Raw genomic sequence first — 21,221 nt, 5'->3', positions numbered from 1 at the left:
AACCGATAAAGGAGAATTAGATTAATGTCCCTTACTTACGGAACCGAAGGAAGCCTCCGCGTTGGTCAACAAGCTCCCGATTTCACAGCAACGGCTGTGGTAGATCAGGAATTTAAGACAATCAAACTTTCCGATTATCGCGGTAAGTATGTCGTTGTGTTTTTCTACCCACTAGACTTTACCTTTGTTTGTCCTACTGAAATTACAGCATTTAGCGATCGCTACGAAGAATTCAAGAAAATCAATACTGAAGTCCTTGGGGCTTCGGTTGACAGTGAATTTTCTCACCTCGCTTGGATTCAAACAGATCGTAAGTCTGGTGGCGTTGGCGACCTGAATTATCCTCTAGTCTCCGACATCAAGAAAGAGATTAGCGCCGCTTACAACGTTCTTGACCCAGCAGCAGGCATTGCCTTGCGTGGTCTGTTCATCATCGATAAAGATGGTATCATACAGCACGCCACCATTAACAATCTAGCTTTTGGTCGTAGCGTTGATGAAACGCTGCGGACATTACAAGCAATTCAGTATGTTCAGTCTCACCCTGACGAAGTTTGCCCAGCTGGTTGGCAACCTGGTGACAAGACAATGAATCCTGACCCAGTGAAGTCTAAAGTCTACTTCTCTGCTGTCTAATTTAGCTGGCTAAAAAACTCTAATCCAGCCTTTTGGAGTTGAAAGCAAAATCAATGAAAACCACAGATAAACCACAGATAAACAGAGATACACATTAAACAATGTCAACCTCCGTCATATATCTGTGGTTTATTTATAAAATTGTATTTAAATAATCAAGAATCAAGGTTAAAAATATGCTGACTTCAACTGACTTTAGTGGCTTATTAAATGAGCGATTCTTCCGCAATCTTTTACCAGTCCCAGCTAGCAATCAACTCAGATTTGGAGTGGGAACACCTGACTTTCAATTGCCAGATATTACCAACGGAACTTTAGTAAAATTGTCTGATTATAAAGGCAAACAACCAGTATTACTCGCCTTTACTCGCATCTTTACCGAAAAGCAATATTGCCCTTTTTGTTTTCCTCATATCAAAGCCTTGAATGAAAACTACGAGCAATTCAAAAATCGCGGTATAGAAGTTTTAATGATTACTAGTACTGATGAACGGCAGAGTCAAATAGTTGTGAAAAATTTAGGCTTACAAATGCCTTTATTGAGCGATCCTAGTTGTCGAATTTTTCGTACATATCAAGTAGGACAAGCACTAGGAGCGCCTTTACCAGCACAGTTTGTATTAGATAAAGAAGGAAAACTGCGCTACTGGCATTTATTTTCTTTTTTGGCTCACAATGCCAGTGTTGAAACATTGTTAGAACAATTCAATTGATTATAAATATTCAAAATAACTTGAATTGGTGCTGAAAACTAGGGATCGGGAATTGAGAACTTTTAAGATTTGAATTGTAATCAGACCCTAATCAAATCTTAAGAGTTCGACTTCGCTCGGCTTTAATAGTGAGCGAAGTTGACGCTAGTTGATCGCCACAAAAATCCCTTTATTATTATTTGTCATTACCCACATCTGTTTTATCTTTAGCTTCGTTGCTATTCAACCTCGGAATACAATTCAAAGGCTAATAGTTCAAGTTCTCTTAACTGGACTAAACAACAATTCATCTTAAGTTCGGTTAAACATTCACCCGAACATCATTCAAGTCCACTTGAGTGAACAGTAGCTCTGAGCCGCAGAACTTAAGTTTTAGACAAGATGTGGTTTAGCATAATACTTTGACTGTTACCAAAATGTGGGTAATGACGAGATTTTAATTATGGGGATTCCCTTTTTGCTTATTAAAGCCTGAATTGGTTCAAATGACTACGGGGATTATAAGTTCGTATAGCCCGGATTTTTTCATAATATTCCCGTTCTTGTTGGCTGAGGTCTTTTGGTGGAACGATCGCCACTTTCACCAACTGATCGCCGCGTCCACCTTTGGCGAGAGGCCAACCTTTGCCACGTAAACGTAGAGATTGACCAGAACGCACTCCTGCTGGTAGTTTGACATTAACTGAACCATCGGGAGTAGGTACATCAATAGACGCTCCCAGAGTAGCTTCATCTGGTGTGATTGGCACTTCGCATACCAAGTTATCGCCTTCCATTTGGAAGAACGTGTGCGGCTGAAGTTCGACTTTTAAGTATAAATCCCCCCGTTGTTGAGTCATGGGGTTGATCTGACCTTTGCCCCGCACTCGTAGGCGAGTACCAGTTTTAGCCCCAGATGGGATGTTGACATCTATTGTTTCATTACCTAAACTGAAACGCTTTTTCACACCATTAAATGCTTCAGCAAAAGTTAGAGCGATCGCAGCTTCACTATCCTGGGTACTACCCACACTTCCATCTTGAAACCCAAAATCGTTGTTAAAGCTGCTGTTAAAATTAGTTGACGTACCTGGAGAAGTGCGGTAAGAGTAACTTCGTGAGTGACTTTGTCGCGCCCCACCACGAGGGGTAGCACCACCAAAGCGTCCTAGCAACTCATTAATGAACTCATCAAAATTGCCGTATTGACTGAAGTCAAAGTTACCCATATCGGGGCCAGCGCCGCCAGATGGGAAACCTTCACCAGCTTGTTTCCAATATTGACCGAATTGGTCGTACTTTTTACGTTTATCTGGATCTGATATAACTTCGTAGGCTTCGCTAACTTCTTTGAAGCGTGCCTCTGCCTGTTTGTTGTTTGGGTTGACATCAGGGTGATATTTGCGGGCTAGTTTACGAAAGGCTTGTTTAATTTCCTCTGAACTGGCAGTCTTACTGACTCCCAAAATAGCGTAATAGTCCTTGAAGTCGGTTGCAGCCATTTACCAGCCTCCTATAGAAATTCCCGTTATGTTTTTTTTTAAGATGAGAGATGTTTAATTTGCCTGGTATAGTGCCAAACAAAAAGAATCAAGAATCTGATTTTAAATTAACAAAAAATATAGAAAATCAAGTGTGGTTCTCGCTCACCAAGGGATAGCAATTCCCGTACTCCGATTTTTCTGATAAGCGGCTCAGGCTGTCTAGTCCTTCTTCCTGGCTTGGGGGAGCATCCCGGAGTTGACGGTGCATCCGCAAAATAATTTCTTCTGGAACTTGGCGCGATCGCTTTTTATTCCGTGCCAAACACAGCCAAACTGGTGTATCTACCCAAATTCCCCTAATGTGGGTAAAGCCCAGGTTACGGGCGAAAGTAATCACTTCACGACGATGGCGACGCTGGGCATTGGTGGCATCAAAAATAGCTGTATTAGTTGTGGAAATAGCTTGCTGAAATTGCCGCTCAATTTCGCGCCAAATCAGTAGCCACGGCCCTTGAACGGCTTGGGAACCGAACAATTGCCCCCGAATGGCATCTGTAGAAATTAGCGCCATTTGGGGGCATTCTGCCAGTAATTGTTTTGCCAAAGTTGACTTACCGCTACCTGGAAGACCAATCAGTAAGATCAGTGCTGAGTGTTGAGTGCTGAGTGCTGAGTAAGAGGTTAAGAATGAGGAGTTAGAAGTTAGGAGTGAAGAGTGATTAGAAGTTTTATTCATAACTCATAACTCCTAACTCAGCACTCACAACTCAGCACTCAGCACTATTAAATGATGGTTCCATCGGCAATTACAGCATTTTTCAGCACGACAACGATGCCACTACGGATGTAGAAACCTTGACTTTCTCGGTCAGCTTCTTGCACGTTATCTTTATTGATGATTTTAACATCGTGGCCGATACTGGCGTTTTTATCAATGATCGCACCGCGAATAATCGAGTCAGTACCAATACCTACAGGAGTGTCGCCTTTTTCTACATTAGATTGGCGTTCTACAGAAGCTTGATAAAAATCTGCACCCATGAGTAGGGACTCTTCGATGACGCAGCCAGATTCAATTCGCGATCGCACTCCCAACACTGAATGTTGAATGCGGCAATTTTTCAAAATACAACCTTCGCCGATAATTGATTCTGTCACCTGGCAATCTAAAAGTTTACTTGGAGGTAAGTAGCGAGCACGGGTATAAATTGGTGCTTCTTCATCGTAGAAACTAAAAGGTGGCTGAGGCTGCTGAGTTAGGGCTAAATTGGCATGATAAAATGCTTCGATTGTTCCAATATCTTCCCAGTAGTCATCAAAAAGGTAAGCTTGAACGTTGTAATCTTTAGAGGCATCAGGAATAATTTCTTTGCCGAAATCAGTCCTTTCTATACCTTCTCTCAACAACTTGAACAAAACATCTTTTTTAAAGACATAAATCCCCATTGAAGCGATGTAAGGCTGTTGCTGGGCTTGTTCTTTTGATAATCCCAGTACACTTGTATCAACTTGCATTTGGAGTAACGCTTCACCTTTAGGTTTTTCGCTAAAATCGATTACTCTACCAGAATCGTCAATTTTCATCAAGCCAAAATCTGAGGCGCGACGCTCATCAATGGGGATGACTGAGAGAGTAATATCAGCCCCGGTTTCTCTATGGCGCTGGATAAACTGGCGATAATCCATGCGGTAGAGGTGATCGCCTGAGAGAATTAGATATTCTTCTACATCCCATTCTTCCATTAACCACAGATACTGACGTACAGCATCTGCTGTACCTTGGAACCAGTTAGGGTTTTCTGGTGTTTGTTGTGCGGCTAGCACTTCCACAAACCCTTCATTGAAGCCAGTAAAGTTGTAGGTACGGGCGATATGACGATTCAAGGAAGCTGAGTTGAATTGTGTCAGGACATAGATTTTGAATATTTCGGAATTTATGCAGTTACTAACAGGGATATCGATTAGGCGGTACTTCCCCGCTACTGGTACTGCTGGTTTAGCGCGGAGTTTGGTTAGTGGGTAAAGTCGAGTACCCGCGCCACCACCAAGAATGATTGATAATACTTTTTTCACAAAATTTCTCCCGACTGCCTGTTCAACTCTCATCTTAAGTTTAGGACTGTCTGCCACCACAGGTAAGGGGGATCATCTGATTCTTTGGGATGAATTTTACAGAATCCTACTGATGATGGATAGTGGGGGCGATCAAGAGAAAAAATAGAACGTTTGTATTAATTGGGATGAGGAAGGGGGTGCGATCGCTAGACTACACTCATGCTGAGAGACATAACTAAATTTCAGGTTATGGTAAAAAAACATAAGTTTAAAGAGATCAGACCTCTTGCATAAATGCTTAAATTGTCATATCGAGCGGAGCTAAACAGAGTAGTGAGATTCTTCTGTCACTGCGTTCCGCTCAGAATGACATTTTTAATTTTTTGACTTTTGCAAGAGGTCTATTTGCTAATAACCCATTTGGTAGTTATGGTTATGGATTCAGGCGATCGCTTGAAATCAGTTAAGCAATAAAATTCCCTCCAAAGAGAATTGTACGAGAAGAATCTAATTAATGAATTTTACTACTATTATTATGACTAAATTCTGCACTCCAAACTCCGTCTTTGCCATTTCCTAGTATGGTTTTATAAGGTTTTTGTATAATTTTTGATGAATTATATTCCCATAACCTTACAGTGCCATCTTCCCTAGTAGAAATTATTTTATTGTCAGGACTAAAATTGACAAAATAGATATTTTTGTCTTCTGTAACCGAATCAAGGAAAGTACCATCTTTCTTCCAAAGCTTAACTTTTTTATCACCACCACCAGAGACTATATACTGACCATCAGGACTAAAACTTACACTATAGACAGCAGCATCATGTCTCATAGTTTTAACCAGAGTGCCATCCAACTTCCAAAGTTTCACAGTTTTATCATGACTTGCAGAAACAATAAGGTTTTCTGTAGGACTAACACTTACACTGCTAACAGAATCTGTATGTCCCTGTAAACGATTGTGTTCTTGCACTTTATCTATCACTAATTTAAGTCGATTAAGTGCGTCAGCATTGTCTATACCTAAATCTTGAAATTGCTTAAGTACTTGTACACTTGCTATCATCGCATCAAGCTGATTCCCTGTTTGCAAAAGTAGCTCAGGCAATGCAATTAATGCTCCAGAAGCGATCTTATCCTTCAGGCTATTCTTTGTGCTAAGTTGCCATGTAAACGCTCCTAATCCCCCACATACAGCTACAAGTATTGCAGAGGCGATCGCAAATCTAGTTCTTTGTGATTCAGCTTTGGCTTTAGCTTCTGCTTGCTGTTGGAGTTTTTTTGCTTGCTCTAATTCTGCCTGATTTTGGCGATCGCGTCTCTCCAAACTCTTATGCAAAAATTCCGCTTCTAATGGCGTAAGTCTTGGCTGAATCTTATTCACCCATTCAGAAATTACAGCCAATTTTGCACCTGTCAATAGTGCTTCATCCGATTTATTAAATCTTTGTAGCCATTCCTGGCAATCTTCCTCTAAAGAACGACTGAGACGAATATTCTCCAGATTTTCAGCAATCCAACTATTTAATAATTTCCACTCAGATAAAAGTGCTTCATGAGCAACTTCAACCGTCTTTTCATCAGTGATAATTAAGCGTTGTTGAGAACCTGCCAGTAATCCTACAACCCGTTGTAATTGTTGTGGAGAATCTGAAATTGCTTCTAATCTATCCCAGCTAGCACGCCGCCGCGTCACTTCTCCAGCTTCACCTAATTGCACCAATTCCATAAACAAGCAACGCGCAAAGGCTTGATCTATAGTTGTTAAACTTTGATACAAAATTGTCGCTCGTTTGTCTAAAGCTCCTTTAACTCCACCAATTTCTTCATAGCCTTTGCGAGTTAAAAGCGGTTGTGGCGATTCAGGTTCTTCAATGCAAACTCGCCACAACTCTTTGAGTGCATATTGCAGTATGGGTAATGCACCCGGACGGTTGACGACATCGGCGGAAATTTGCGAAACTAAACCACGCTCAAATGTTACCCCATGTAATTTTGCTGGTTTTTCAATTGCTTCTTCTAACTCAGCAAAAGACATTGGTGTGACGATGAATGATGTGGGAGGAATGCTATTGATGAGAGTAATAATTTCTAAATAGTCAGCACAACGATTTAAGAAATCACCGCGAATTGTCAAAATTATCCGCGTTTCTCCCTCACCTTTTTTTACTTCCTGTGCCACTAAGCGGATAAAAGCTTTGCGTTCCTCATCGTCTTGACAAAGTGTAAATACTTCTTCAAATTGATCGATAAATAATAGATGCGGTTTATTTTGCTGCTGTTGCCTAGCTAAAATATCAACTAATTTACCTAAAGGATGCTCTCCTAGTGTAAAAGATGCGATTTCCCATTGACTGCTTCCAGGAAGGCGATCGCCTTTCAGTTGCGGTAACAAACCTGCTTTTACTAAGGAAGATTTACCACTACCTGAATAGCCAATTACAGCCAAAAAATGACTCTCTGCTAAACGTGAAATTAGGGTACGAACTGCTTCATCTCGTCCACGAAAATATTGCGCTTGTTCTGATTCAAAAGCATAAAGTCCCCGATAAGGATTTTCCTGATTGAAAGCAATTTTTTCTTTTGTAAAAATATCTAATTTGGGATAAGTCACCAAGGTAATCGAACGTCCCCAACCCATGCGAATCGGCTCCTGTACAGAACCTTTAAGTTCATTGCTGACAAAATCAAACAAGCGATCGCCACTAATTCGCCTACTACTACTTGCATTTTCTGCCGCCAATCCCTTAACAACTGCACCTGTGAAAATGCTGTATTCTTCACTTTTAATCACTCCGGCGCGTTCAAAGCCACGACAAGCTGTAATTAAGTAATAATCCTTTTGCGAACTGAAAGCGTTAAGACTTTTTTCTATTAACTGTCTTTCCAGGAAATAGCCGCTATGACAGCAATCGAGGAGCATCACTAAACTACTCAATTGCGAATCTCGAATTAAGTCGTTAAGGCTATCCAAGGGAATGCCATATTTTTGTTCAACATTTTCGTTTTCTTTAAATTCAATCTGACAATCGGAACTTGCTAAATATCCCTTTTGTTGTCCCAAATTGTCGGAAATGGTAAAACCGTGCCCGCTAAAATAAATTAGTGCTTCATTATTAGCAGCTTGCTCTAGTAAAAAAGTTCTCAAATCTTGGCCCAGTTGAGCGCCAGTAACTTTTTGCACTGCCATTTCATAGCCGTTTTTATCTTTATTCCAGCGCTGTGGTAGTCTTTGCACAGACTGGAAATCACCATATTGCTCTAGAAGTTGCGCTACAGCCTCAGCATCATTTGTAGTCTTCGACAAACGCGGTAATGATGGGCTGAGATACTCAGCGATGCCAATAACAAGCGCATATCGTGCCATTTAACACACCTTGGCTTGGTAAATGCGGGATAATCTTGACAGACACAATCAATGGCTGTGTTATTAGAAACAATACCATCTGTTAGTTTTCTGCAAGCAAGCTGAAATTTATTCAGATACGTTACAAAACTTTAATCGAGGTGGCTTATGTCAGAAGTGCAGCAACTATTTTTCCAAGCAGACAGAGAGATTGAGCAGATTGAGATTAACGTTACAGCCACTGAAACAACTTCGGAAATTGAGGAGGACGACGATGGCATAAAATACAAAGATGTACGAACAGATGCGATCGCTCGGATGCAACAAGCTCGTCAAATGATTCGCTCTTATACTATCTATGCTCTAAGTGCTTTTAAAGACTTCAATACTGCTGAGATTGAGGAGGTAAAACTTAAATTTGGCATTAAGTTGGGTGGCAAAGCAGGTATTCCTTACATTACCGAAGGCTCTGCTGAAAGTAATTTGGAAATTGAGGTGAAGTGTAAGTTTCCAGAAAAACCAAAACCGGATTCACAGTAACAGCAAAAAATTATCTACACATTGTAAGGGTAGGCAATGCCCATTAAACACCTAACTTCGGTGTATTTATCTTCCTATTAACCAAACGCAATTGCTGCGATCGCTTCAGACTCATCACCCAAGGTTGCTCTGATAACTGAGAAATGGCATTTGGTGAAAGTGTTGCGGTGAAAATATCTTTGCCACTGCTAACACCATTAACGCCTAAACTTTCTAAAACAGCAGTTGCAGCAGAGTTTAAAACTGGTTCAGTATGGATGAAAACCCCTAAATTCGGTTCTTCTGAATTTTGAACATCATTCAGCGCTGTAGCAAGAGCGGCATCTAGTTTATGATAATTCATCAGTAATTCCTTGGTAAATAGGGCAGGCAACAATTGCCTACCCTAATCTATCAAAGTTGTAGGTTTTTATCGCCTACCCTTGTGCAGAAATAATATCTACCTTTCTCAGTCTAATTACAGATTAGCTGCGTTAATGACTCCATAACCCCATTTGTCATCAAATGTGCCTGCGGGTTTTCCGGGAATGGCACTATTTTTACGTAGCAAGTCTTTCACCGCAGCCGGATCAAGTTTAGGATCTCGCTGCAACAGCAGTGCCACTAACCCACTAACAAACGGTGTCGCCATACTCGTACCAGCCTGAACCACAAACTTGGAATTAATCATCGATGAGCGGTCAAAATTTGCATCGGCGGAAAGTGTCGAAACGATCATTGCGCCTGGTGCTGCTACATCCGGCTTCTGTCCATTATTGCGTAGAGGCCCTTCACTACTGAATTCCGAAATAGTATCCAATTCTAAGCCCATTTCTCGCACTTGGTTATCAATATCTGTGTATTTGGTTTTAGTAGTATAGGCGGCAACTGTAATTGCACTGCTGGCGGCTCCCGGCGAACCAATTTTTAACGCATCCTTCACACTTTTACCTGTGAAAAACACTGATGAACTGTCATCTAGTGTCCATACATTTAAACATGTGTCAGTTGAAGAAGGGTTGCGGACTCGCAGCTGCCAAACACCTCCCATTACTTGTGAGGGGCCAATACCCCGGATTTGCACAAAGAAATTATGGTCGCCGTTGGCTTGGTCTGGCGCTGGTGTCGCTAATTGCACCCGTGCATCTGGTAATTGGTAATCTTGGGCAGCATTACCTTCAGTAATGATTTTTTGAAAGGGGGTGACAAAACCGTTAGGACTCCGCACAGATACTTCCAATTCGCTGTCTTTGGCATACCAAGCGTTTAACCAAACTATACCTACTTGATTCAAAGGAACATTAAACCGCATACCACGAGTGCGTCCACTGGGTATCGTCGCTTGTCCATGAATGTTATCGTTTCCTTCGTTACCCGCAGCACAGCAAACAATTCTTCCAGGGCCAGTTTCGGCGTCGATGACTTTGGATAAGGAATCACTACCATCATGGGCATCAGCGTGTCCACCCAAGCTGAGATTTACCACTGCTGGGCGTCCCAACTCCCTAGCAACTCGGAAAATATAACGCACACCATCTGCGATGTGGGCATCCTGTAAATCAGACCTGACGACAACTAATTCCGCTTCTGGTGCGACACCACTATAACTAGCATCGGCACCGGCAGCAATTCCCGCAACGTGAGTACCATGACCACCAGTATCCTGAGAAACTGTCAGTTGCGCTCCCGTAAATTCAGCCCCATAGCCGCCCTCTGTGACTCCTGGGCCTGGCAATGTTTGATCCCAAATGTGTAAAATTCGTCCAGCAAAGGCGGGGTGTTTGGGATCGATACCACTGTCTATAATGCCGATGATTACTCCTTTTCCAGTCAGTCCGGTTTTATTCTGGAACTCCGGCAGTTTAACTGTTTTCATTGCACTGTCCATCCGCAAATGAAGTTTGCGTGATGGCTTAATCCGCTGAATCACATCTTCTTCAGATAAGACATCTAAACTCTCTATCGGTAAGAAAGCTGTCCGCACACTCCCAGAGTTTTGATTGACTTCAATATTATATTGTGATAGATAACTTAAGTCTGCATCAGGGTCGCAGTAAATAAAAACGACGCTTTTAGTGGGCTTGACCGGGCTTTTGTGGGCAATGATGCCAAGCGATCGCTTATGTGTAACTAAAGCTTTATCTCCTTCATTTTGATAGTCTTGATATGCCAAAAGTAGTCCAGGAGAAAGTTTTTCGTGTCTCATTTTTACCTCAAACTCAATTTATTTGCTGTCAACGAAGTAGTGATTTTAGTAGGATAAGTCGCTTTAACATTAATGCAGACTATAGTTATCTATTTTTTTCATAGATAACATCAAATAAGCTTAGGAAGTGGTAAGTTATTCCTAAGACAATTGCTAGTTTATAACTCATATTCTTGAATTAAGTATCCATCATCGTGATTTTCTGTGGTTCATGAGACATCTTTGATCGGGTGCATCTAAGAATTACCGAAATCTGAGATAATAGGCAATTTTTATGAAGCTATTAAACTAATCCATTGTCTGCCTAAATCATTACGGACAAAGTGAGGAAAATAAAATTAAGAATAATTAAGTAATAAATAAATTTCTTAAAGAAGAATTTAGGAGTCAGAATGCAATCAGTGACGAGTCTATCTAGTTGACCTGTTAAAAACTAAAACAAATTGTAGTCAAAATAGTTAAGACTGATAACATTTGCGTATAAAACAGCATGAAAAAGGCTAAATCACTAATGAATACTGAGAAATGACAGATTCTCTATCATAAGTAAGAGCCATAAAGAAGCTAATATTTGCAACGATCGCTTCTGAAGTACAAAAAGTTATTCATGCAAATTCAAACACCAGACTGGGTAAAGCACGCTGTTTTCTACCAAATCTTCCCAGACCGCTTTGCTAGAAGCAAACAGCCGCGCAAACGGCTGCTGCGTGAAGCCCGTTGGGAAGATTGGGACTCTATACCAACACTCCAGGGTTATAAAGGCGGTGATTTATGGGGCATCATGGAGGGTTTAGACTACATCCAGGATTTGGGAATTAATGCAATTTATTTCACACCCATTTTTCAATCCGCCAGCAATCATCGCTATCATACCCACGATTATTATCTAGTTGACCCCATGCTAGGGGGCAACGAGGCTTTTAAAGAATTGCTTGATGCAGCCCATCAACGGAATATCAAAGTTGTTCTAGATGGGGTATTTAACCATTCCAGCCGTGGTTTTTTCTTTTTCCACGATGTTTTAGAGAATGGCCCCCATTCGCCTTGGGTAAATTGGTTCAAAATAGAAGGCTGGCCGCTTTCACCTTACAATGGTGAATTCCCTGCAAACTACGTGGGTTGGGCGGAAAATCGTGCCTTGCCAGAATTTAACCACGATAATCCAGAAGTACGAGAATACATTATGGAAATTGCCGAATATTGGATTAAATTCGGCATTGATGGTTGGCGATTAGATGTACCATTTGAAATTAAAACTCCTGGTTTTTGGCAGGAATTTCGCGATCGCGTTAAAGCAGTCAATCCCGAAGCTTACATTGTGGGCGAAGTCTGGGGAGATTCACGTGAGTGGTTGGATGGGACGCAATTTGACGGCGTGATGAATTATTTATTTGCCGGGCCGACAATTGCCTTTGCAGCAGGCGATCGTGTAGTCTTAGAACAAGTCCAAAGCCGCGACTATCAACCCTACCCACCCTTATTTGCCGCCGAGTACGCCACCAAAATTCAAGAAGTACTGCAACTTTATCCTTGGGAAATTCAGCTAACTCAACTCAATTTGCTTGCAAGTCACGATACAGCGCGATTGATGACTATTGCAGGCGGTGATATAGGCAGTATAGAATTGTCAACTCTACTGTTACTCACTTTTCCCGGTGCCCCCAGCATCTACTATGGTGATGAAGTTGGTTTACCTGGTGCAATAGATCCCGACTCACGCCGTGGTTTTCCTTTAGAGAGTAATTGGAATCAAGAAATTTTCAATACTCATCGTCAATTAATTGCCCTGCGCCACACATACCCAGCCTTGCGTACAGGTGATTACCAAGTCCTCCATGCTCAAGGACAACTTTATATCTTTGCGCGAACTTTGGGGACAGAAGAATTGATAATTGCTATCAATGCTGGTACAAGTTCGGCAACAGCGAATGCAGATGTCGCTACTTTGCGTACTCAACCCAACAAACTTTTATATGGTAATGCTGAAGTTGAGTGGAATAGTAAAGAAGAAACTCAACAGTTGTCATTGACTGTTCCCGCACGGAGTGGGTGCATTTTGGGGACTGGGGATTAGGTATTGGGGACTGGGGAACTGGGGAGAAGTTGCAGTAAGTTTTTTCCCTCTGCCCCAATGCCCGATGCACCATGCCCCATGCCCCACATCCCATAAATTACTTCCCTGCCACCATTGCAGGCATCAACACCGCATCAATGATATGGATCACGCCATTGTCTGTCAGAATATCTGTTTTCAGGACATTGGCGTTATTTACCTTAAATTTGCCGTCGGCAGATTCAATGGCTACAATTGAACCTTCAAGGGTCTCTGCCTCGTTAATCTGTACTAAATCATCAGACCTAACATCCCCACTAGCGATATGATACGCCACAATTTTCTGGAGCTTGGGGATATCTTGTAGTAGCGAGTCTAAAGTTCCCTCTGGTAGATTAGCAAAAGCTTCGTCAGTTGGTGCAAAGAGCGTGAAAGAACCAGGGCTTTTCAAAGTTTCGATGAAATTTACAGCTTTAGCAGCCTTTATTAGGGTATTGAAATTACCTGCTGCGATCGCAGTTTCCACAAGATCAGCCATGAGGGTGCGTTATTTAATACTACAAGTTACTTATAAAGTGACTAAAATATCTTAGCCTCTATCAATAGAGAGGTTGCTGGCGATTTAACAGACAGCAGCAGACTGATTTAGTACTGTTACACTGGAGAATGACCCTAAGAACCACTGATTATGCTAAAGCGTTCTAAATTCGAGACAACTCAATCTCAGATTATGCACCGTGCTGAGGATCTGATTAGTGCAGCCTCAAATCGTTATCGCATTACGGTTCAGGTAGCAAATCGTGCTAAACGTCGGCGTTACGAAGACTTTGAAAGTAACGAAGATGCAATGATGAAGCCAGTGCTAAGGGCAATAATCGAAATGTCCGATGAATTGACTCAACCAGAAATTATCGGCGAACTATAAGATAGAGTGCTGAGTGCTGAATTCTGAATCAGGCAAATTCATATTTTCACTCAGCAACGCCCAAAATATTGTTCTATGAAAGAGAAAAAATTTCTGTTTAAATCAATTTTATCAAAACTCGCAACTTTGCACTGGCTCAACTTTAGTTATCCGCTAACACCACTACTGCTTACCTTAATGGTAATGGGTGTAATTATTTTAGGTTCCGGGGCGGATAAATCAATACATAGAAATTTATTTAGTATCCAACCTGCTGATGCCCAGACAATCACTCCTAGCGATGTTTGGCAGCTAGTTTATCAGCAATTGCCAGATTTTCCCCAGGAAAATAAGTATATCAGCAAAGAAAATGGGAAAGTTGCCGAAAACAATACTTTAGCAAATCGTCTAATTAGATATCACATTTATACCAAAGGGCGGGCCCCTATTTATCGCTTAGATTGGAAGCTGACTTTAGCTGATTACCTGGGTGTAAATGAAATTATGTATGATACTACCTATCCAGGAAATGATGCACTACGGGAAAATCCGATAGAAGGCGATCGCAAAGCCATCAAGAGTCTCACCCGCAGCCAACGAGATGCCCTAGTACAAGTCTTAGTCAATATATTTAATCCTACTTCCCAAAATACCCTATCTCCTAACCCCAATACCGCACCCAGTCCGACTACATCAACTACCCCACAGCCACCACAACGGGGAGGTGCCGAACTACTAAAATGATAAATTTTCCATTGCGCCCCTCTGCGTTACACCTCTGCGTACCTCTGCGTTTAAAAAACTAAACTATGGAACGCGTTGTCAAAACCGGATCGGGTTGGCGTATTGGCTGGAACCCCGACACACCTGAGTTTAAAGGTTTAGTCGGAACAGATGATTGGGCAATTGAGTTAACCGAAGCCGAGTTAAATGATTTTTGTCGTCTACTAGCACAGCTAGCAGACACCATGAAGCAACTCGCAACTGAATTGATGGAAGAGGAAAAAATTACTTGTGAAGCCGAAAGCGATTTATTATGGATGGAAGTGGAAGGCTATCCTCATGATTACAGTCTGCGTTTCATCTTGAATACAGGGCGATGTGTAGAAGGTAAATGGAATGCTTCTGCTGTTCCAGATTTACTGCAAGCTAGTGGGATGCTTAAGGTTTTTTAAAATCGCCTCTTGATTATCCTACAGTTTTGCTATACGATAGGAATTCTGACCGGGGCGTAGCGCAGCTTGGTAGCGCGCCACTTTGGGGTAGTGGAGGTCGTGGGTTCGAATCCCGCCGCTCCGATTGATGATAAGCCATACCTGCTAGTCTTTTTAAAAGATTAGCAGGTTTTTTCATAGCTTTTACCTGAAAAAACCTAACCGAACAGTAAATTGGGATATACCCGCACAATCAAATTTCTTCAATGATAAGTAATTAGGCGGACTTAATATAAAATCTCTAGCAGATTAGTAGGTAGATTGGCATGAGTGAAAGTACAGAAACGATTTTCAGCAAAATCATTAGTCGGGAAATTCCCGCTGATATTGTTTATGAGGATAATTTAGCCCTGGCATTCAAAGATATCCATCCCCAAGCGCCCGTTCACATCCTGATCATTCCCAAAAAAACCATTGCTACACTAGCTGACACGGAATCCGAGGATCATGCTTTGTTGGGGCATCTTTTGTTGACTGCTAAACGTGTTGCAGAAGAAGCTGGACTAAAAAATGGTTATCGAGTTGTCATCAATGCTGGTGATGACGGCGGTCAAACAGTCGATCATTTACATTTGCATATTTTGGGAGGACGGCAGTTGGATTGGCCCCCTGGTTGATGAGAGACAGCAGGCAGGGGGCAGGTTAAAAATTCAAAATTCAAAATTCAAAATTCAAAATTAAAGACATTTTCAGTCGGGGTTTAAATCCCCGTCTGAAAATGATCGGAGGCGGAGTGGCTCCGACTCCGCGCTACCTGTAGAGGTAGGGGTCTTAAACCCTTTGATTTACGGTATAAAGGTACAAACTGAGTGGAATTGTGGGCAAAAGTACCTCTGCTCCCCTGCTTTTTAATATCAAGGATCATAGTGCTTAATTCTGGCAGCGCGTTTTCACTTGACTGTGCGGTAATGTAAAAACAAATCACTTCCAACCTGACGAGTTTCTATGAGTTGGAGATGAGGAGCAGCATTGGGAAGAAAACCCTCTCCCTCCACTGGGCTAGGGGCGTCCTTTCCTCCATAAATGACGGGCCAAATGGTCAACCACCAATCGTCAATTCGCCCTGCCTGAACTAGAGCAGCTGTTAAAGAGCCACCTCCCAAAGCAACGACTTTGTGAATACCCCGCTCTGCCATCAAGGTGTAGGCCCGATCCCAGTCCAGGTCTGTATCTCCCAAATCAATTAATTCAGCCAGTTTTTGCAAAGTTGTTGTATCAGAACTGCGCTGCAAAGCAGCCCGTGTCGTAAATATCCATCGCTCAATGTCCTGACTCAAAAAAGGCAAGTCCGGCGATAAGTCAAGGGAACCTGAAACAACACAAGTAATCGGCTGGGGAGATTGACCCCGAACCTCACGTCCTGCCAACAGTTCGGGATTGCGAATTGTAAAGGTTCCCCCCTCAGCCCGAATTGTCCCTGCTCCTACCAGGACTAGATCGGCAAGGGAGACTTGATACTCCAAGTGTGCTTGATCGACTACATTGGGTTCACGAGGCGCTTTCGGATCTACGGCACTAATTTTTCCATCGGCTGTCATGGCAAGAACTACAGTTGTTTGGATAGCTGACATGAGTATGTTGTAACGATTCTTTATAATTTTACCTTTTTGAATCCCCTCCATAGGTTCCAGGAGCAGAGAAGCTCACAGGAGCAGGAATTTATTACGGTGCTGCCATGACTGAGGCGATCGCCTGCACCAACGAAGAGGTTTACTTGGTAGGCGGGGCAAACTCTGCTGGACAAGCAGCAATGCAAAAGCAGCGAATACTAAGCTGTGTAAAATCTGTAAACCCTCTCCCCTGCCTCCTTCATTGACTTGCGTTGATGCCAATTACCCCGATGATGATTAAGGCGATCGACACAAGTTTGATTAATGTGGCAGATTCCCGAAACCAAATAATACCAATAAGAGCAATTAAAATAGTTCCCAATCCAGCCCAGACAGAATAGGCGACACTTACTTCAAGTCTTTTGAGGGCAAAGGTCAAAAAAGTAAAACAAAGTCCATAGAAGACAAATATTAATACTGAAGGAACTATTTTAGTAAATCCCTGTGATAATTTCATGCAAGTTGTGCCTGAAACCTCAAAAAGGATTGCTAATATAAGGTAAATCCAACTTGTTGACATATTTTTTGTAAGTAATTTGTTAAGAGCAACTGGCCCTAAAAATAGAAGAAACAGTCCTGAAGTAACTCATGAAAAATTTTTACAAGTATAACCTTAATTCTCCATGAAGATGCTTTGGGGGCAAGGCGTAGCCGAGGGTAAATATATGCAGCCTCACAAAGAAACGATCTAAGTAAATACAGTTCAGAATGAGCAACAAAACCCAAATGTAGAGACGCGATTTATCGCAGATTTATCGCGTTTTGAAAAACTAATTATCTACACCAATAACCTTTAATCGAGCATATTGCGATATAAGTACCAACATTTAAAACCAAACGTGCAGTAGTATAATTGAGGCTGATTCCGGGGCTTTATGGTGATGAAATTGCTCAAGCATTGGGGCAACGTCTGCTGTAGTATGATTGTGTTTTTATCCTACTAATGGTATAAGAGATGACGGCTCAATTTGAATACAGTACTCTTGCCGATCCAAAGGATATTCAGCAGCTAATTTATATCCTTGAGCAGTGTTTCATCACCGGAGGCGGTGGCGAAAAAGCTTATATCAATCTCATTGGCGTAGAAAATTTCCGTATTATTCGGGGATTTGGGCAATTAATTGGTGGATTGGCAACTCTGGATATGGGTCAGTGGTGGGGTGGTGTGCGTGTACCAATGACAGGAATTGCCTCTGTGGGTATTGCTCCAGAATACCGTGGTTCGGGAGCTGCGATCGCTCTCATGCAGCAGACGCTCAAGGAACTTTATGCTAGAGGTATACCGCTCTCTACTCTTTATCCAGCTGTGCAAAGCTTGTATCGAAAAGTTGGGTATGAGCAGGGGGGTAGCTGGTGTAATTGGGAAGTTTCTACTAAGAGTATCCAAGTACGAGAGCAACTCCTACCTTTGCAACCAATAGTGAGTATCAATCATCAAGTTTTTCATCAACTATATCAGCAGCAGGCCAGACTAACGCATGGATATTTAGACCGACATCGAGCAATCTGGGAGCGGTTAATCCAGCCAGATGAGAAAGAAACATTTTACGCATATTTTATCGGTACAAAAAACAAACCCGAAGGCTACATCCTCTTCAGTCAACATTCAAAAGAGGATGGCGCAATCTTGCGAGTAAAGGATTGGGTAATTCTCACAGTTGCGGCTGCACAAACATTCTGGTCTTTTCTTGCCAGTCATCGCTCCCAAATTGAACAGGTGCGATGGCGGAGTTCTGCAATTGATTCTTTGACATTGCTGCTACCAGAGCAAACTGCCAAACTTAAGAATACGATGCGTTGGATGCTGCGGGTAGTAGATGTAGTCAAGGCGCTGGAGATGCGGGGTTATCCATCGGGAATTGAAACTGAACTGCACTTAGATATTCAAGATAATTTACTACCTGGAAATAATGGTAAATTCATTCTTTCTGTCGCCAATGGACGCGGTGAAGTTACAAAAGGGGGAAAGGGTGAGTTGCAGTTAGATATCCGAGAACTAGCACCACTATATACAAGTTTGTTCTCTCCCTACCATTTGCAAATAGCTGGAAAACTGCATGGGACACAAACCGCTATTTCAGCAGCGGAGCAAATATTTGCAGGTAGTTCTCCTTGGGTGGCTGATTTCTTTTAAAGGACTGACAAATAAAAAAAAATACTCAACTACTTCTTGTGGGGTGGGCGTCTCGCCATTGGTGTCAACTTCAGCTCAAACCTTTGTTCCACAACGGTTATACCCCACCCCCAACCCCTCCCCAAAGCATCGGGGAGGGGAGGTTTTGCGTTAGCAAAGCCGGGGTGGGGTAATGCGAAGAATGATGGTACGTGAGTGAATTCATTCATCACGTCATTACAAGGGTTTGACCTTAAGTTGACATGTATGGCGTCTCGCCCGCCCGCAGCCAAAAGCGGGCAAGATGCCCACCCTTAAAGGCGTTATTGGAAATCCCTAACACTCTTCCATCACTCTCTCTAGAAAAATGGGTCGCTCTGCGTCGCGTAGAAAAAGCTTGTTGGAGTTGAGTAGGCTCCGTTGTCGCAACGGTAAAAAATCGATAGACTTGTCGTCTAGGGCACTGCCCAATGTCTTATCATGCAGCTAATAGCATATAATTAAAATAATACAACACACGTGGAATTAGAGAAAATGGAAAATGGGATAGAAAGTATTAAAAATGCGGCAAACGTGGTAGGCGAGTTGGTTAGGGACACTACTGACTTTACCAGACATGAAGAGAGACATGAAGAGGATGAAGAGATTGGCATAGGATCTCGAGCAAGCGCTGCGAAAGATGCGCTTGGAGACAAAGCCAAGGAAAGAAAACACAAAAAAGAAGAAAAAGGGCACAAACAAGCGATATAGTTGGCTTGTTGTGTCGGATTTCTGTACATAATACCTCACACCCGCACATCAAACCTACAACCTCGATTTGCTTGGACGAATTTCTGTACCACTTCTGCACTGCCCAATCGGCAATGCTAGTTGACCAGGTGAACATTTGCCCTTGCCTTTATGAACCTGATGACCAGCCAGCAGCTTACTACCCCAGTAGGACTTGCTGGCTGTTTTTAATTTCGGTTTATACCTTTGGCAAAACCCGCGATACTTTTTGGCACATTCATCTAATGTTTTACCCAGTTGTAAAAAAGCTGGATGCCACTCCCTATCGGGAAGTCAAAAGTCAAAAGTCAAAAGTCAAAAAATTATTTCTTCAACTTTTCTTTAGTTGTTATTATTGATTTAGCAATAATTTTAATCAACTGTTCGCATTCATCCAAAAGACTTAATATTTTCTCTTCAGACATCATTTCTGATTTAATTAAGAGCTTTAGCCAATATCTTGTTTCTTTTGCCTCTTTCAAAGCTATAGACTGCTTACTTATAAAATCTCTATCACTTTCAGCCGAACGAGATTCTTCAATATTTGCGCCTATTGATGTACCACTCGCTGCGCTCAAATTCAAAAGTCAAAAGCCAAAAGTCAAAAAATAAAAAACTCCGTGGTACAAGAAATACTATGTCCCGATTATAAATCCTCATATTTATTTTTAGGGTTATTAATTTTGACTTTTGAATTGATACTTTTGACTTCCCCGTACCCCTGCGGGGAAGCAAGCTACGCGTAGCGTCTCGCAGAGAAGGGGTGTTCCTGGTTGCTTATCTAGATAAGAACAAAGTTTGCTTATTCTAACAGCAAACTCAAATGTTCTATCAGAAATTGGTATGTGATTATTCATACTAAAAACATAATCTGGCAAAAATATCATCACACTACGAGATGAAAGTACCTATTTTTTAACTTTTGACTTTTGATTTTTGAATTCCCCAAAGGGGCTGTACCAATTCAAGAAATGCATGATTTTGGGCAAGTCTTGGTGGGCGGCAGGTTCTATGAGATAGTGTACGTGGTTTGACAGAATGCACAGAGCATAAAGCTTAAAACCATATTTGTCCAAAGCCTTTTTGATAGCATACAAAAAGACCTCCCGACATTCTCGCTGCGCCAGATTAAACTCGCGGTTATTGCAGCGAGTAGTAACGTGATAAGAGAATCCTGGTTGAAAATTTCTCGGTTGGCGACTCATAGTTCTCGTTTACGTGAAGTACACCCGTAGGGGCACGGCAGTGCCGTGCCCTACACCTTGATCGGTATCAGGTATTTCGTGAAATGGTATTAATTCAAGAAATTTCGTATACCACTACCGCCATACCTACCAACAGCAGGAATTTCCAGTAGGCTATCTGTAGCTTTGCCCGTACCATCGTTGGTAACGGATCTCTCATTACCCGGATGTCCATTGGGAACGAACAGTTGCGGGTGGTCAAAAGGTGTAGGTTGGGTTTCCTTACGTCAACCCAACCTACATTTTTTTGCAACATTTGAGTAATGACACGCCAGTAGAGTGCGTTCTGGACACGCCGAAATAACAAATGAGTCCGCCAAAATAACAAATGAGTTCGCCAAAATAACAAATGAGTTCGCCAAAATAACAAATGA

22 protein-coding genes and 1 tRNA gene are annotated in these 21,221 nt (G+C 42.0%); 11 read left to right on the top strand and 12 right to left on the bottom strand.

What is annotated here, in order from left to right:
* The first annotated feature begins 24 nt into the window (after positions 1 to 24).
* On the top strand, positions 25 to 636 hold the full coding sequence (locus tag HWQ58_RS03150) for a peroxiredoxin (RefSeq protein WP_292857606.1): 612 nt from the start codon (positions 25 to 27) through the stop codon (positions 634 to 636).
* Between the two features lie 176 nt (positions 637 to 812).
* Positions 813 to 1,349 (top strand): peroxiredoxin, encoded by a 537-nt coding sequence (locus HWQ58_RS03145; RefSeq protein ID WP_292857604.1) that lies wholly within the window; start codon positions 813 to 815, stop codon positions 1,347 to 1,349.
* Between the two features lie 464 nt (positions 1,350 to 1,813).
* On the opposite strand, the gene HWQ58_RS03140 is transcribed toward HWQ58_RS03145, so the two are convergent.
* The 4 genes from HWQ58_RS03140 to HWQ58_RS03125 all read right to left on the bottom strand — a co-directional run bounded on the left by HWQ58_RS03140 (position 1,814) and on the right by HWQ58_RS03125 (position 8,237).
* Positions 1,814 to 2,830 (bottom strand): J domain-containing protein, encoded by a 1,017-nt coding sequence (locus HWQ58_RS03140; RefSeq protein ID WP_292857602.1) that lies wholly within the window; start codon positions 2,828 to 2,830, stop codon positions 1,814 to 1,816.
* Between the two features lie 127 nt (positions 2,831 to 2,957).
* Positions 2,958 to 3,548, bottom strand: coding sequence for an AAA family ATPase (locus tag HWQ58_RS03135; RefSeq protein ID WP_292857600.1), 591 nt, complete (start codon positions 3,546 to 3,548; stop codon positions 2,958 to 2,960).
* A gap of 47 nt (positions 3,549 to 3,595) precedes the next feature.
* On the bottom strand, positions 3,596 to 4,885 hold the full coding sequence (locus tag HWQ58_RS03130) for a glucose-1-phosphate adenylyltransferase (RefSeq protein ID WP_292857598.1): 1,290 nt from the start codon (positions 4,883 to 4,885) through the stop codon (positions 3,596 to 3,598).
* Positions 4,886 to 5,378: 493 nt separating this feature from the next.
* Positions 5,379 to 8,237, bottom strand: coding sequence for a caspase family protein (locus tag HWQ58_RS03125; protein ID WP_292857596.1), 2,859 nt, complete (start codon positions 8,235 to 8,237; stop codon positions 5,379 to 5,381).
* Positions 8,238 to 8,384: 147 nt separating this feature from the next.
* On the opposite strand from HWQ58_RS03125, the gene HWQ58_RS03120 reads away from it, so the two are divergent.
* A complete protein-coding gene (locus HWQ58_RS03120) occupies positions 8,385 to 8,756 on the top strand; it encodes a CU044_2847 family protein (RefSeq protein ID WP_292857594.1) in 372 nt (123 codons plus the stop codon).
* A gap of 43 nt (positions 8,757 to 8,799) precedes the next feature.
* On the opposite strand, the gene HWQ58_RS03115 is transcribed toward HWQ58_RS03120, so the two are convergent.
* Together HWQ58_RS03115 and HWQ58_RS03110 are read right to left on the bottom strand one after the other, a co-directional pair.
* Positions 8,800 to 9,099, bottom strand: a complete 300-nt coding sequence (locus HWQ58_RS03115; RefSeq protein WP_292857592.1) for a hypothetical protein — start codon at positions 9,097 to 9,099, stop codon at positions 8,800 to 8,802.
* Positions 9,100 to 9,213: 114 nt separating this feature from the next.
* Entirely contained in the window at positions 9,214 to 10,941 is a 1,728-nt protein-coding gene (locus HWQ58_RS03110; protein ID WP_292857590.1) for a S8 family peptidase, read from the bottom strand.
* Between the two features lie 607 nt (positions 10,942 to 11,548).
* Here HWQ58_RS03110 and HWQ58_RS03105 point away from each other — a divergent pair.
* Positions 11,549 to 13,015 (top strand): glycoside hydrolase family 13 protein, encoded by a 1,467-nt coding sequence (locus HWQ58_RS03105; protein ID WP_292857589.1) that lies wholly within the window; start codon positions 11,549 to 11,551, stop codon positions 13,013 to 13,015.
* A 97-nt stretch (positions 13,016 to 13,112) separates the two neighbouring features.
* Here the strand turns inward: HWQ58_RS03105 and HWQ58_RS03100 are convergent, their stop codons facing one another.
* Positions 13,113 to 13,532, bottom strand: coding sequence for a fasciclin domain-containing protein (locus tag HWQ58_RS03100; RefSeq protein WP_292776510.1), 420 nt, complete (start codon positions 13,530 to 13,532; stop codon positions 13,113 to 13,115).
* Between the two features lie 150 nt (positions 13,533 to 13,682).
* Between HWQ58_RS03100 and HWQ58_RS03095 the strand changes: the two genes are divergently transcribed.
* The 5 genes from HWQ58_RS03095 (at position 13,683) to HWQ58_RS03075 (ending at position 15,729) form a co-directional block, all read left to right on the top strand.
* A complete protein-coding gene (locus tag HWQ58_RS03095; RefSeq protein ID WP_094351515.1) occupies positions 13,683 to 13,919 on the top strand; it encodes a DNA-directed RNA polymerase subunit omega in 237 nt (78 codons plus the stop codon).
* A gap of 183 nt (positions 13,920 to 14,102) precedes the next feature.
* Entirely contained in the window at positions 14,103 to 14,642 is a 540-nt protein-coding gene (locus tag HWQ58_RS03090; RefSeq protein WP_292857712.1) for a hypothetical protein, read from the top strand.
* Between the two features lie 65 nt (positions 14,643 to 14,707).
* On the top strand, positions 14,708 to 15,073 hold the full coding sequence (locus tag HWQ58_RS03085) for a DUF1818 family protein (protein ID WP_289796143.1): 366 nt from the start codon (positions 14,708 to 14,710) through the stop codon (positions 15,071 to 15,073).
* A gap of 50 nt (positions 15,074 to 15,123) precedes the next feature.
* Positions 15,124 to 15,197, top strand: a tRNA-Pro gene (locus HWQ58_RS03080).
* Positions 15,198 to 15,378: 181 nt separating this feature from the next.
* Positions 15,379 to 15,729, top strand: a complete 351-nt coding sequence (locus HWQ58_RS03075; protein ID WP_292857588.1) for a histidine triad nucleotide-binding protein — start codon at positions 15,379 to 15,381, stop codon at positions 15,727 to 15,729.
* A gap of 273 nt (positions 15,730 to 16,002) precedes the next feature.
* Here the strand turns inward: HWQ58_RS03075 and HWQ58_RS03070 are convergent, their stop codons facing one another.
* Both HWQ58_RS03070 and HWQ58_RS03065 read right to left on the bottom strand, forming a co-directional pair.
* Positions 16,003 to 16,683, bottom strand: a complete 681-nt coding sequence (locus tag HWQ58_RS03070) for a RibD family protein (RefSeq protein ID WP_292857587.1) — start codon at positions 16,681 to 16,683, stop codon at positions 16,003 to 16,005.
* A gap of 238 nt (positions 16,684 to 16,921) precedes the next feature.
* On the bottom strand, positions 16,922 to 17,242 hold the full coding sequence (locus HWQ58_RS03065) for a multidrug efflux SMR transporter (RefSeq protein ID WP_292857586.1): 321 nt from the start codon (positions 17,240 to 17,242) through the stop codon (positions 16,922 to 16,924).
* A gap of 435 nt (positions 17,243 to 17,677) precedes the next feature.
* Here HWQ58_RS03065 and HWQ58_RS03060 point away from each other — a divergent pair, with 435 nt between their 5' ends.
* Positions 17,678 to 18,856, top strand: a complete 1,179-nt coding sequence (locus HWQ58_RS03060; RefSeq protein ID WP_292857585.1) for a GNAT family N-acetyltransferase — start codon at positions 17,678 to 17,680, stop codon at positions 18,854 to 18,856.
* Between the two features lie 498 nt (positions 18,857 to 19,354).
* Positions 19,355 to 19,585, top strand: a complete 231-nt coding sequence (locus HWQ58_RS03055) for a glucose-repressible protein Grg1 (protein WP_292857584.1) — start codon at positions 19,355 to 19,357, stop codon at positions 19,583 to 19,585.
* A 341-nt stretch (positions 19,586 to 19,926) separates the two neighbouring features.
* On the opposite strand, the gene HWQ58_RS03050 is transcribed toward HWQ58_RS03055, so the two are convergent.
* From HWQ58_RS03050 to HWQ58_RS03040, 3 genes are all read right to left on the bottom strand, one after another.
* Positions 19,927 to 20,187 (bottom strand): four helix bundle protein, encoded by a 261-nt coding sequence (locus HWQ58_RS03050; RefSeq protein WP_292857583.1) that lies wholly within the window; start codon positions 20,185 to 20,187, stop codon positions 19,927 to 19,929.
* 324 nt (positions 20,188 to 20,511) lie between these two features.
* The gene (locus HWQ58_RS03045) at positions 20,512 to 20,808 is read right to left on the bottom strand and encodes a transposase (protein ID WP_292857582.1); all 297 of its coding nucleotides are present in this window, start codon (positions 20,806 to 20,808) and stop codon (positions 20,512 to 20,514) included.
* Between the two features lie 94 nt (positions 20,809 to 20,902).
* On the bottom strand, positions 20,903 to 21,221 hold a 319-nt coding region (locus HWQ58_RS03040; protein ID WP_292857581.1), incomplete at its 5' end, for a hypothetical protein.

The organism is Nostoc sp. LPT, assembly GCF_017115165.1.
GTDB lineage: Bacteria > Cyanobacteriota > Cyanobacteriia > Cyanobacteriales > Nostocaceae > Nostoc.
This window is presented reverse-complemented; position numbering and strand designations above follow the sequence as displayed.